Origin of the sequence: Curtobacterium sp. BNK-1 (assembly GCF_048685235.1) — a bacterium.
Taxonomy (GTDB): Bacteria; Pseudomonadota; Gammaproteobacteria; order Enterobacterales; family Enterobacteriaceae; genus Pantoea; species Pantoea agglomerans.
The window spans coordinates 2,460,397-2,473,277 of sequence record NZ_JBLQTJ010000001.1 but is presented as its reverse complement, the minus strand read 5'-3'; the positions used below and the strand labels follow the sequence as shown (position 1 = coordinate 2,473,277).

General features: G+C 55.7%; 11 protein-coding genes. 3 read left to right on the top strand and 8 right to left on the bottom strand.

The window, feature by feature from the left end; translation table 11 throughout:
- The first annotated feature begins 123 nt into the window (after positions 1 to 123).
- The 3 genes from rsuA to ACMGGP_RS11725 all read left to right on the top strand — a co-directional run bounded on the left by rsuA (position 124) and on the right by ACMGGP_RS11725 (position 2,704).
- A complete protein-coding gene (gene rsuA / locus ACMGGP_RS11735; RefSeq protein WP_010248342.1) occupies positions 124 to 843 on the top strand; it encodes a 16S rRNA pseudouridine(516) synthase RsuA in 720 nt (239 codons plus the stop codon).
- A 49-nt stretch (positions 844 to 892) separates the two neighbouring features.
- Positions 893 to 2,089 (top strand): Bcr/CflA family multidrug efflux MFS transporter, encoded by a 1,197-nt coding sequence (locus ACMGGP_RS11730; protein WP_010248339.1) that lies wholly within the window; start codon positions 893 to 895, stop codon positions 2,087 to 2,089.
- 294 nt (positions 2,090 to 2,383) lie between these two features.
- A complete protein-coding gene (locus ACMGGP_RS11725) occupies positions 2,384 to 2,704 on the top strand; it encodes a YejG family protein (RefSeq protein ID WP_010248336.1) in 321 nt (106 codons plus the stop codon).
- On the opposite strand, the gene yejF is transcribed toward ACMGGP_RS11725, so the two are convergent.
- The 8 genes from yejF to ACMGGP_RS11685 form a co-directional block, all read right to left on the bottom strand.
- Positions 2,691 to 4,295 (bottom strand): microcin C ABC transporter ATP-binding protein YejF, encoded by a 1,605-nt coding sequence (yejF, locus tag ACMGGP_RS11720; protein WP_498798463.1) that lies wholly within the window; start codon positions 4,293 to 4,295, stop codon positions 2,691 to 2,693. The two genes, ACMGGP_RS11725 and yejF, sit on opposite strands and share 14 nt — an antisense overlap.
- Positions 4,296 to 5,318, bottom strand: coding sequence for an ABC transporter permease (locus ACMGGP_RS11715; RefSeq protein ID WP_033772273.1), 1,023 nt, complete (start codon positions 5,316 to 5,318; stop codon positions 4,296 to 4,298). It abuts the gene before it with no gap.
- Positions 5,315 to 6,409, bottom strand: coding sequence for a microcin C ABC transporter permease YejB (locus tag ACMGGP_RS11710; RefSeq protein ID WP_010248326.1), 1,095 nt, complete (start codon positions 6,407 to 6,409; stop codon positions 5,315 to 5,317). Before ACMGGP_RS11710 ends, ACMGGP_RS11715 begins: the two co-directional genes overlap by 4 nt.
- An 11-nt stretch (positions 6,410 to 6,420) precedes the next feature.
- Positions 6,421 to 8,229, bottom strand: coding sequence for an extracellular solute-binding protein (locus ACMGGP_RS11705; protein ID WP_498798462.1), 1,809 nt, complete (start codon positions 8,227 to 8,229; stop codon positions 6,421 to 6,423).
- A gap of 43 nt (positions 8,230 to 8,272) precedes the next feature.
- Complete coding sequence (pdeN, locus tag ACMGGP_RS11700) at positions 8,273 to 9,835, bottom strand: cyclic di-3',5'-guanosine monophosphate phosphodiesterase PdeN (RefSeq protein ID WP_346554605.1); 1,563 nt, start codon at positions 9,833 to 9,835, stop codon at positions 8,273 to 8,275.
- Between the two features lie 222 nt (positions 9,836 to 10,057).
- Entirely contained in the window at positions 10,058 to 10,633 is a 576-nt protein-coding gene (gene mepS / locus ACMGGP_RS11695; protein ID WP_010248316.1) for a bifunctional murein DD-endopeptidase/murein LD-carboxypeptidase, read from the bottom strand.
- Positions 10,634 to 11,145: 512 nt separating this feature from the next.
- Complete coding sequence (locus ACMGGP_RS11690) at positions 11,146 to 11,853, bottom strand: phosphatase PAP2 family protein (RefSeq protein ID WP_064690235.1); 708 nt, start codon at positions 11,851 to 11,853, stop codon at positions 11,146 to 11,148.
- 45 nt (positions 11,854 to 11,898) lie between these two features.
- Positions 11,899 to 12,867 carry a CobW family GTP-binding protein gene (locus ACMGGP_RS11685; RefSeq protein WP_061901264.1) on the bottom strand — a complete coding sequence of 323 codons (969 nt, stop codon included), beginning with the start codon at positions 12,865 to 12,867 and terminating at the stop codon, positions 11,899 to 11,901.
- Positions 12,868 to 12,881: the final 14 nt, after the last annotated feature.

The following is a 12,881-nucleotide window of genomic DNA, read 5'->3' as shown; positions in this document are numbered from 1 at the left end:
TGCCATGAAAGTGCGGTAAACGCGCTGTCAGGCTGGCGCGGATCACGTTATACTTCCCGCACATTTTCAACGGTTAACCAGGCCGTTTCAGATTCCCTCCGCAGTAACAGGCAAAACGAATTCATGCGACTCGACAAATTCATCTCTCAGCAACTGGAAATCAGCCGCGCCATCGCCCATCGCGAGATCCGTGGCCAGCGTGTCACCGTTAACGGGGAAATTGTACGCGATACCGCGTTTAAACTGCTGCCCGACCACGAAGTCGTCTATGACGGCAACGTACTGCAGATGCAGACCGGTCCACGCTACTTTATGCTGAACAAACCGCAGGGTTACGTCTGCTCAACCGACGATCCCGATCATCCCACCATCATCTATTTCATTGAAGAACCGATGTCATTCAAACTGCACGCGGCGGGGCGTCTTGATATCGACACCACCGGACTGGTGCTGCTGACAGATGATGGCCAGTGGTCACACCGTATTACCTCGCCACGTCATCACTGCGAGAAAACCTACCGTGTGACCCTGGAATCGCCGGTCAGTGACGATACCGCCGCACAGTTTACGGCGGGCGTGCAGCTGCACAATGAGAAGAGCCTGACTAAACCGGCTCAGCTGGAGGTGATCACCCCAACAGACGTCCGGCTGACACTGAGCGAAGGCCGTTATCATCAGGTAAAACGGATGTTTGCGGCAGTAGGCAATCGGGTCCTTGAGCTGCATCGCGAGCGCATCGGTGACATCGTACTGGACGCCGATCTGGAACCGGGCGAATATCGTGCGCTGACAGAAGAAGAGATCGCCAGCATCGGTCTGCCGAAAGAGCTGCAGACAAAATAACCGGACGGGCCCGGCGGCCCGCATTACGACCATAAGGGCAGGAGAGGGTGTGCGTAAGGAAAAGAATTCGCCAACAGGACTGGTGGTCATCCTCGGTCTGTTAGCCATGCTGATGCCGTTGTCGATCGACATGTATCTGCCCGCCATGCCGCAGATTGCACGTGAGTTCGGCGTTTCAGCCGGTAGCGTGCAGATGTCGCTCAACCTCTACATTCTTGGCTTCGCGATTGGGCAGCTGATCTATGGGCCGCTGGCAGACAGCTATGGGCGTAAGCCGGTGATTGCGCTCGGCACCCTGATCTTTGCCTGCGCCGCCGCGGCCTGTGCGCTGTCGCAAACCATCGATCAGCTGATTACGATGCGCTTTCTGCATGGACTGTCGGCTGCCGCAGCCAGTGTGGTGATCAATGCGTTAATGCGTGACAGTTACTCGAAAGAGGACTTCTCCCGCATGATGTCCTTTGTGATGCTGATTACCACCATTGCGCCGCTGCTGGCGCCGATCATCGGCGGCTGGCTGCTGGTGCTCTGGAGCTGGCACGCCATCTTCTGGGCGCTGGCGGGCGCGGCGTTAGTGACGACCGTGCTGGTGACCACGCAGATCCGTGAAACCCTGAAGCCGGAGCAGCGACAGCGGTTTCATCTGCGTACTACGCTGGGCAATTTCGTAACGCTGTTTCGCCACAAGCGCGCGTTCAGTTACATGCTGTCGAGCGGTTTCTCCTTTGCCGGGCTGTTTACCTTTCTCAATGCCGGTCCCTTTGTTTACATCGAACTGAATCACGTTTCACCGCAAAACTTTGGCTACTACTTTGGCCTCAATGTGGTGTTTCTGTTTGTCCTGACGCTGATTAACAGCCGCGCCGTGCGCCGCTTTGGCCCGGTGGCGATGTTCCGGATGGGACTGCTGATACAGTTCTGTATGGGGATCTGGCTGCTGCTGGTCAGCGCCTTCAGCCTCGGCTTTTTGCCGCTGGTGATGGGGATCGCGATGTTTATCGGTTGCGTGTCGATGGTCTCATCGAATGCGATGGCGGTGATTCTGGATGAGTTTCCGCATATGGCGGGTACGGCATCGTCCCTGGCGGGCACCCTGCGTTTTGGCGTCGGGGCATTTGTCGGCGCGCTGCTGTCGCTGGTGAGTTTCAACAGCGCCTGGCCAATGGTCGGCACGATTGCACTGTGCGCGACAATCTCTCTGCTGCTCTTTTTCTACGCTTCACGTCCCCGCACTGCGTCCCGGTAATCGGGCGCAGTGGTTTCCCTCTGCAATGACCTGCCGACTTGCACGCCTCCTGACTTTGTTTCGATATTGTGAAAATATTTAGTTAAAAAAGTAATCACAATGCAGCTAAAATGATTGTTAACGGCGTGTGAACGCGGTACATATAGGCTGAAGTGCGATGTGAGTCGCAAAAAATGCGCTTCTGCAATCCACACGGACGGGCCATTAAACCCTGTCCGGACTCAGCGGTTATCAGGCCGCTTCCAGCTGGGCTGCTTTGTGTTGCGACATAAACTCATCCGGGGAGAGTAAACTATGCTGCAACTTTCGATTGTGCATCGTCTGCCACAGCATTTTCGCTGGGCCAGCGATCACCACAGTGCTATCGAATCCGATGACACCACGCTGGACGAGCAGGATTTCGTTGCGCTGCGCTTGATCAGCCATGATGGCATTCCGGCGTGGGAGATCCTTCAGCAGCTAAAAGAGGTTCTGGCGGATATTCAGGTCGATTGTAAAGTGGCCGAGTGCGAAGGACAGCCCTGCCTGTTCATTCAGCGTCGTGACGAAAGCGCCACCAACTGCTGCCTGAAAAATCAGGGCGTAGCGATTGCCGAAACCTTTATCGCAGGTTGAGTTGCGCCGACTGCAGCAGCTCGCGGGTATATCCGGCCGTGGGTGAAGCAAACAACCTTTCACACTCTCCCTGTTCCACCACTTCTCCCTGACGCAGCACAATAAGCTGGTGACACAGGGCGCGTACCACATCCAGATCGTGACTGATAAACAGATAGCTGAGCTGCCGCTGCTGCTGTAAGCGGCGCAACAGCGTCAGAATCTGCTTCTGCACCGTGCGATCCAGCGATGAGGTCGGTTCATCCAGCACCAGCAACTCCGGTTCCAGAATCAGTGCCCGCGCAATGGCAATACGCTGTCGCTGACCGCCCGAAAATTCGGCCGGATAACGATGGCGACTTTCCGCTTCAAGCCCCACCTCCGCCATCACCGCGATGACCCGCTGCTCCTGTTGCGCATGGCTAAGTTCGGGCTGATGTACCGCAAGCCCTTCCGCAATGATCTGCTGCACTGTCATACGCGGATTCAGTGAAGAGTTAGGATCCTGAAACACCACCTGAATGCGCTGACGCAGCGGCAATAACTGACGACGTGACAGCTGATGCAGCGGCTGGTCGTCAAACCAGACTTCGCCGCGTGAGGCAATCAGTCGCAGCAGTGCCAGCCCTGTAGTGCTTTTACCTGATCCGGACTCGCCGACCAGCCCCAGACTTTCGCCGCGCCGCAGGCTAAAGCTCAGGCCGGAGAGCACCTGTTTCTCACCACTCTGCCGGCGGAACAGCCCGCGCCGCAGCGGAAAGCTGACCTGAAGATTATCGACCCGAAGAATGACCGGCGCGTCTGCGGGCAGCGGCAGCGCTTTTCCTTCCGGTTCGGCGGCCAGCAACTGCTGGCTGTAAGGGTGTTGCGGCTGATTCAGCAGGGTCTGGCAGCGGTTCTGTTCGACGATGTGACCATTGCGCATCACGCTAACGTTATCCGCCAGCTGACGCACGATATTCAGGTTATGGGTGATAAACAGCATGCCCATATTCAGCTCTCGCTGCAGTTCACGAAGCAGCGTCAGGATTTGTGCCTGCACCGTCACATCCAGCGCGGTGGTTGGCTCATCGGCAATCAGCAGCTGAGGCTCGGTCAGCAATGCCATGGCGATCATCACCCGCTGACGTTCTCCACCCGAAAGCTGGTGGGGGAAATCATTGAGCCGGGTGGCGGGCTGCCGTATCCCGACCCGATCAAGCACGCTGAGAATTTCACCGCGTGCCGCCGGACGACGCAACCCGCGATGCAGCGACAGCACTTCATACAGCTGCTTCTCCACGGTGTGCAGCGGATTAAGCGATACCATCGGCTCCTGAAAAATCATCGCGATCTGGTTGCCGCGAATCCCGCGCAGGCGCTGCTCGCGCGCGCGCAGCAGATCTTCACCGTTAAACAGAATCTCACCGCTGGGATAAACCACCGCAGCCTCATGCAGCAGTCGCATCACCGAGAGTGCCGTGACGCTCTTGCCGGAACCCGACTCGCCCACCAGCGCCAGCGTTTCGCCCGCGTCGATGCGCAGTGAAACGTCATTCACCACCTGGCGAAGCGTCTCGCCCTGACGAAAGGCGACCGAGAGATGATTGATGGCAAGCAATGGCGTGTTCATTCAGGCTCCTTTGCCCGGATCAAAAGCGTCGCGTACCGCTTCGCCAATAAAAATCAGCAGCGAAAGCAGGATCGCCAGGGTGAAAAAGCCCGCCAGGCCTAACCAGGGTGCCTGCAGGTTATTTTTGCCCTGCAGCAGTAACTCGCCCAGCGAGGGCGAACCCAGCGGCAGGCCAAAGCCGAGAAAGTCGAGTGAGGTCAGCGTGGTAATCGATCCGCACAGAATAAACGGCAGAAAGGTCAGGGTGGCGACCATGGCATTTGGCAGCATGTGGCGCAGCATAATCCGGCCGTCGCTGACCCCCAGCGCCTGCGCCGCACGGATGTAATCAAAGTTTCGGGTACGCAGAAACTCGGCCCGGACCACGCTGACCAGGCTCATCCAGCCGAAAGCCACGGTGACCAGCAGCAGCCACCAGAAACCCGGCTGGATCACGCTGGAGAGGAGAATCAGCAGAAACAGCGCAGGCATGCCGGACCAGACTTCAATCAGCCGCTGCCCAATCAGGTCAATCCTGCCGCCGAAATAGCCCTGCACCGCGCCGACCACAATCCCGATGACGCTGGAGAAGAGCGTCAGCATCAGTCCGAACAGCAGAGAAATGCGCGTGCCATAGAGCAGGCGTGCCATCACGTCGCCGCCGTTAGCATCCGTGCCAAGCCAGTTCTGCGCAGAGGGCGGAGAGGGGAAGGGCACCTCGGTGGCAAAGTTGATAGTGCTGTCGCTGAAACGAATCGGTGCCCATATGGCCCAGCCATTCTGCTCAATGCGCTGCCGCAGCCAGGGATCCTGATAATCCGCCGCTGTCGCCAGTGCGCCGCCATAGTCGGTCTCGCTGTAGTCAAACAGCAGCGGCACTGTCCAGCGCTGCTGGTAATGCACCAGCAGTGGCTTGTCATTGGCAATCAGTTCGGCACCCATCGACAGCAGAAAGATGATCAGAAAGATCCACAGCGACCAGTAGCCGCGCCGGTTATGACGAAAGCGCTGCCAGCGCTGTTGATTCAGCGGAGAGAGCGTCATGAGCGGCTCCCGAAATCGATGCGCGGATCGACCAGCGTATAGGTCAGATCACTGAGAATATTCATCAGCAAACCTATCAGCGTAAAAATATAGAGCGTGCCAAACATCACCGGATAGTCACGTTGCAGAGTCGCATCATAGCCGAGTAGTCCAAGCCCGTTGAGCGAGAACATGACCTCGATCAGCACTGAACTGGTAAAGAACATGCTGATAAAGGTGGCGGGGAAGCTGGCGATCACCAGCAGCATCGCATTGCGAAACACATGGTGATAGAGAATACGGCGCTCCGGCACCCCTTTGGCGCGCGCAGTCACCACATAGAGCTTGCGGATCTCATCCAGAAACGCGTTTTTCGTCAGCATGGTCAGCGTGGCGAAGCCGCCGATCACTGTCGCCAGCACCGGCAGGGCGATATGCCAGAAGTAGTCCAGCACTTTGCCATACCAGGGCAGTGTGTCGTGCTGCGCAGAGGTGAGGCCGCGCAGCGGAAACCAGTCCAGATAGCTGCCACCCGCAAACAGCACGATTAACATGATGCCAAACAGAAAAGCCGGGATGGAGTAGCCAATGATGATAAAAGCGCTGCTCCAGACATCGAAAGCGCTGCCATTGCGCACCGCTTTGCGGATCCCCAGCGGGATCGACACAAGGTAGATGATCAGTGTGCTCCATAATCCCAGACTGATCGAAACCGGCAGGCTCTCTTTGATCAGCCCGATCACCGAGGCACTGCGAAACAGGCTGTCGCCAAAATCCAGACGCAGATAATTCCACAGCATCTCGCCGTAACGCTGCCAGAGAGGTTTATCGAAACCGTAACGCTGTTTAATCTCAGCAATCACTTCGGGATCCAGCCCGCGTGCGCCACGATACTGATTATCGGCCGGATTGAGATGACTGACGCTGGCGCGTGAACCGGCGCTGTCTGCGCCACTGCCGGGCAGACCGGTTGTCTGACCAAACTGAATGTTAGCCAGCGCCTGATCGACCGGTCCGCCGGGCGCGATTTGCACGATAAAAAAATTAAGCGTGATGATCGCCCATAACGTTGGGATGATCAGCAGCAATCTGCGCAGAAAGTAAGCGGCCAACGGTGATCTCCTTAGCGTTTGCTGGCCGGCAGGCGTCCGGCTTTGTTTGTGTCGTACCACCAGTTTTCCAGTCCGACGCTGTAGGCTGGCTTGCGGGCAGGGTGAGAAAACTTATCCCAGTACGCCAGCCGCTGCTCTGCGTTGTACCACATCGGGATCATATACGCATTCCACAGCAGCACCCGGTCCAGCGCCTGGGCCAGCGGCCGCAGCGCGGCGGGATCACCCTGATGCGCCACAATCTGTTTCACGAAATGATCGACTACAGGCTCTTTGACCCGCGCGGTATTCCACGACGAGGCGATAAAGTCAGACTGCCACAGGATCTGCAGACTGGAGGTCGGGATCGGCATTGCCCCATAGACCGTGGCAATCATGTCATAGTCGCCTTCGCGCCAGCGCCGCAGATACTGCGAGTTGTCGATCTGCCGCAGGTTCAGCGTAATGCCAAGCCGGGAAAGATTGTGCTGGAACGGTAACGCCCAGTCGGTATTGGTGCCACCGCGCAGCAGGAGTTCTATGGTAAACGGCTGACCGGTTTTATCATTGACCAGACGGTGATTTTTTATCTGCCAGCCCGCCTGTTTCAGCAGGTCAGACGCTTTTAACAGGCTGGCGCGGTCATAGCCGCTGCCGTCGGTTTTGTGTGGCTGATAAGGCTGGCTGAACAGCTCAGGTGGCAGTTGCGCGCGCCAGGGTTCAAGCAGGGCCTGCTGCTGTGCATCCGGCACGCCGCTGGCCGCATACGCCGTGTTCTGGAAATAGCTGCTGGCGCGCTGCCAGGCACCATAATAGAGCGCCTTGTTCATCCACTCGAAATCGAACATCAGTGACAGCGCCTGACGCACGCGGCGATCCCGGAACAGCGGTTTTTCATTGTTGAATGCCAGCCAGCGGGTATCGATAGCGGCATCGTTAGGCGTGGTCTCTTTAACGATGCTGCCATCGTCAAAATTGCGGCCACGATACTGAGTGGCCCATTTCTTTGCCGATGTCTCTTCACGCAGATCGTAAGCACCCGCCTTGAAGGCTTCAAATGCCACATTGTCATCCAGATAGTAGTCATAGCGCATTCGATCAAAATTAAAGCGTCCGCGATTGACCGGCAGATCAGCGGCCCAGTAATCTTTTACCCGGCTGAACTCAATAAACTGTCCCAGCTTCCAGCGAGTGATGCGATAGGGTCCGCTCGACAAGGGTGGCTCGCTTAACGGCTCATTAAACTTCTTATCGCGCCAGAACGACTCTGCGATAACCGGCAGCGTCAGTAAGCCAAGCAGCAGATCTTTATCCGGCTTCTGTGCCTCGATGCGCACAGTGAGATCGTTCAGCGCTTTAACGGTCACGCCACGGTAGGCGACGCGAAATTGAGGCACGCCCTCGGTCATGAATTTCTGATAGGTGAACGCCACGTCGCGGGCGGTGATGGGTGTGCCATTCTGAAAACGGGCGCGGGGATTAAGGCGGATCTCAATCCATGTAAAATCGCTGGCGTAGCGCGCTGACTCGGCAATCAGCGGATAATAACTGCCAGGCTCATCGTCTGAGCTGGTGTAAAGCCCATCATAAAGCGTGCCGGTGTTAATGCCCGGATTACCGCGTGAAGCGTAGCGGTTGAAGTTGTCGTAAGTGCCCACCACCGCCATGGTGATGCTGCCGCCTTTGGGTGCGCGGGGATCGGCGTAGTCGTAATGGCTGAAGCCGGGCGGATATTTCGCTTCACCGGCCTGGGTGAACGCGTAGCTTTGCTGGACAGAGGCTGCCAGCAGCGGGGCGCTGAGCAGGCTGCACAGCAGCAGAAGTCCGGAACGAAACAGCATGCACTCTCCTGTCAGATGTCTGGCGCGATTGGGCCAGGTAGTGTCAGGCGTTATGACGCCGGAAATAGTCTATCAGCGTTTCCGGCCGCAGCGGACGGCTAAAGATGTAACCCTGCAGATGGGTCACACCGCGGTTAATCAGCCAGGCAGCCTGCTCGCCGGTTTCTACTCCTTCGGCCACACTTTTCAGGTTCAGCTTCTTCGCCAGCTGCAGCACGGTATCGAGCACCGGCGAGGTCAGGCTATCCGTACCGATGCTCTGAACAAAGCCGCGATCGATTTTCAGATAATCAAAGTCATAACGTTCCAGATAGATCAGCGCGCTGTGACCGGTACCGAAATCATCAATGGCGATATGGATCTGCTGCTGATGCAGCCAGTCAAACAGTTCTCCAACGTTTTCCTCGCGCACCATGGCTCGCTCGGTGATCTCAAACACGTAAGTAAAGTGGTCCGCAGGCATGGTATCAAGCCAGCGCAGCACATCCTGACGGAAACCGCTGTCAGCCAGATGCAGGGGCGAAATGTTGAGGCTGAGGCAGGCATGACGGGGAATGGTATGACACAGCAGGTGGGCATCACGGGAAACCAGCTGAAACAGATGTCGGGTCAGGGGAATAATCAGGTTCTGCGCCTCGGCATAGTGAATAAACACATCGGGCGGAATCGGGCCTTTCGTCGGGTGGGTCCAGCGCAGTAACGCTTCCATCCCATACGGCTGACCATCATGGGAGGTGACCAGCGGCTGATATTCGACGTGAAATTCACCGCGCTTCATGCCCCGAATCAGCTCTTTACCAGGGCGCTGATAAACCGACAACAGCAGCCAGCAAGCGCCTGAAACCAGCAGCGACAGTAGCAGGCCGCTCAGCAGGATATTCTGATAATCGCTGAACGCCAGAGTGGAACCGTACAACACAAACTGCAGCGGATAGCCTGTCAGCGTCTGCCGGTGCAGCGGCATCGGCAGGTTTTTATTCTGCATGACGACGGATTGCCAGCTGGTTAAGGCACTGCGTTGTGCCACCAGTGCCATACCGGTGATTTCCGGATGCCCGGACGCCAGCAGCTGATAGGGTGCCAGGGTAATATTCAGCGTCGCGAAAACGCCTGACTGCAGGCTGCCGGGATTTTTGATCCACAACGCCAGCGCCGGTTTATTGGGCTGCAACGGCGTGCCCGGCATCAGCTGCAGATCGATATCACGCGAAATATCACTCAGGGGCGCAATTACATTGAGCGGCAGATTAAAACTGCCGGTGGCCGAGGAGCAAAAAGCATTACCTTCTTTAACCAGCAGGATGGCACGAAGATTTCCGGCAAAGGCGGCGCGTGAGGTGAGTTCACGATTGATGGTATTGCAGGCAGTGTGGGTAAACGGAAGCAGGGGACTGAGAGTACTGTTAATCAGGCTGGAGAGCGTTTGCTGCAATGCCGTGCGGCTGTTCTCCAGCAGTTGCTGATGCTGTCGTTCGCGCTTCTGCCAGGTCTGGTGAAGCGAGAGTGCAGCAAATAACAGAAAGAATAAGCCGCCAGCCATCGCACTACTCCATGCGATACGGCGAGGATAGGTGGCATGGCGCCGTAGCGCCCCCGACAGTGGCATGAGGAGCTTCCCCTAATCAAATTATTATTATGTTATTGCGCACGACGGCTTCGGTTTAAGCGACCGAGAATATAACGAGACGGCGGGAAATGTCTTGCTATTAATCTGAATCAGAATGCTTTTGTCTTATATAACTGCTGGTAAAAATGATTAAAGGCGAAAAAAAACGCTGCATAAGCAGCGTTTCATGTTCTCTGGCTGAGAGAAGATCGAAAGTGGTTATCAGGTCGGGTTACGACTTAATACACGGCGTCCTTCACGGTAGCGCTTTTTCCAGTAATCATCATTCAGACTGGAGATCATCACGCCACTGCTGGTCGAGGCATGAACGAAGTTATCGTTGCCAAGATAGATGCCAACGTGACGGCCCGTAGAGCCTGCACGGAACATCACCAGATCGCCGGGACGCAGTTTACTGCGGGTAATCTCTTTACCGGTGTCCTGCTGCTGCGAGGTAGAACGCGGTAATTCTAAGCCAAACTGATCGCGGAAGGTGCGTTGTACAAAGGCGGAACAATCGATCCCGCGTTTGGTATCGCCACCGAGGCGATAGCGCACACCTTTCCAGACGGCGTATTGTTCCATGATGCGCGACTTAACGTCGACATTACGCACCATTTCTTCAAACTCATCCTGAGACGCCTGAAGTAAAAAACCATTGTGGTTGTTAACTTCATGATTCTCGTTATTCGCGTTTTGACTGCTATGGGTACTGCTACAAGCTGAGAGGAGTGTTGCCAGCGCCACTGCGGGCACGATCCGCAAGATATATCTCAGTATTGGTTGAGACTTGACCATTATTCGGGTTTTCCTTCGATTTCCTTACGACAAGATTGTCGCCAGCCAGATGACAAAACAGGGAGATTAATAAGCGAAACAGACTAAGACAAATCCTTAATTACTAAAATGTGTTAATGGACACATTTTAACGGTAAAAAATCCGAATTTTCTGCCGCTTTTGCCTCACTGCGACTGAGGTTAACTGATTACAGACGCCGTGGCGAGTGCTTTTAATCAATTTCATATAGGTTTTTTTGATGTGAAATCAAACCGTAACACACTGACTACTTTAGCTACAATTGTGGTCAAATGATGGTGAGAACAGGGAGTTAAAGGGGGGCTAATTCGGGGCATAGCCGCTATTTTTAGAGTTTTCTTTATTGACAGAGGATATTGGCGACTATTTAACCTGCCAGCTGGGTCATAACCTTTTCTTTTCGTGAATTTAATTAGCAGGCTAATAGTGATGGGGTGTTTTTTATAAGCGCGGGCGGTTCAAACCAGGGGTTTAAATCGCCCGCGCTTAACATTTACGTCACGGGCTTATATTTACCCGGCAATTTGCGATAAAACCAGTTAACCAATACGTCACTGGCTGGCGTTAATAGCCACCAGCTCAGACCCACTAATACCACCGACATTGAACCGACGGCAACATCGGTAAACCAGTGCGCACCGGCCATGATGCGTGGCAGTGAAAATATCACCACAATAGCCGTGGCAATTAAAAAGCGGCTGAAACCAAAATAACGCCAGATAAAGCAGGCGAAAATGATCAGCATCATACCGTGGTCGCCGGGGAAGCTATCTTTTGAAGCATCTTTAGCGGGAATACCGGTCAGTTCACTGACGCGATGCACGTTCTCGAAGAACAGTGTCGGACTGGAGTGTTTAACCGGCAATAAATGGCCCAGCTGATTGAGGACGACGGCGGTCAGCAGCATGGTGATGCCGATTGCCAGCATCCGGCGCTGCGCCTGTGGCGTTTTGCGCCGCCAGATCGACAGGTAAAGCAGACCCATCGCCAGCAATGACACCGCATCAAAACCACGGTAATTCGTGATAGCGACGATCAGCGCGAACAGCGGATGGGTCACCATCTGGCTATTGAAGCCAAAGAAAATAGATTTATCGACGCCGAACCAGAAGCCATGTTCCGGGGGCAGATACCATGACAGAAATAGCACCACGCCCAGTGCATTAAGCAGCAGGATAGTAATAAGGCGAGTTACGCGCATAGTTAAACTCATTATTATTAAAAATAACCGCCGACAATACCTCTGTCAGCGTAAACGGCACTTCAACAATGCCGATTGTAGTCGATTCCAGTCAGCCTGTTGAGAATGAATGATCTCAATGCGGCTATCGGATGGCGGTGAGGGGAGTGTTTCACTCTGCAGCTCATTTGCCTGGCGATTGATGCGCAGAGCGCCTTCTTTCGTGCGCATCACTCCTTTAACGCGATCTACCGGCGCCTGCCGAACCCATTCCAGCAGCGTGCCGCTGTCGAACAGCGTATCACCATCAAACAGCCAGCCGCAGGCGCTATAGCCCTGTCCGTGGTTCAGCGCCCGACGCCAGCGCGCCTCGCCATTCAGTCGCAACGCCGCCAGACCGCTGGTGGGACCCGACGAATGATGATGCTGCGGCACGGGAAGCTCGCGCGGCTGCCGGGGGGTATCCAGCAGAGAAAGGGGGATCTGACCAAATTCTGTCTCTATCAGAGGGCGCGCAGGCTGCATCTGCTGCTGCCAGCCAGCCAGGCGCTGACGATCCGCCTGATCCCAGCAGTCGCGCTTATTAGCGATAATAAGGTCGGCGGCAGCCAGCTGATCGCGGAAGTTTTCATTGGCAACGATACGAGGATTGGCCAGCTGACGCGCATCCAGCAGCGTCAGTGTGGCATTCAGTTGCAGCCACGACTGATAGACGGGCGCACTCAACATCTCCAGCACCTGACGAGGATGGCCCAGGCCGGTTGGCTCGATCAGCAGCCGATCGGGTTTACTCTTCAGCAGCATATTCAGCCCGACCTGCATCGGCAGGCCATTCACACAGCACAGGCAGCCGCCGGGGATCTCTTTCAGCGTGGCACCGCGATCGGCCAGCAGGGCGCCGTCGATCCCGATCTCGCCAAATTCATTAACCAGCACCGCCCAGTTTTCCCCGGACGGCCTGGCAGCCAGCAGATGGCAGAGCAGCGTGGTTTTGCCGCTGCCCAAAAAACCGGTAATCAGATTAACGCGTGTCATGGGAGTGACTCCTG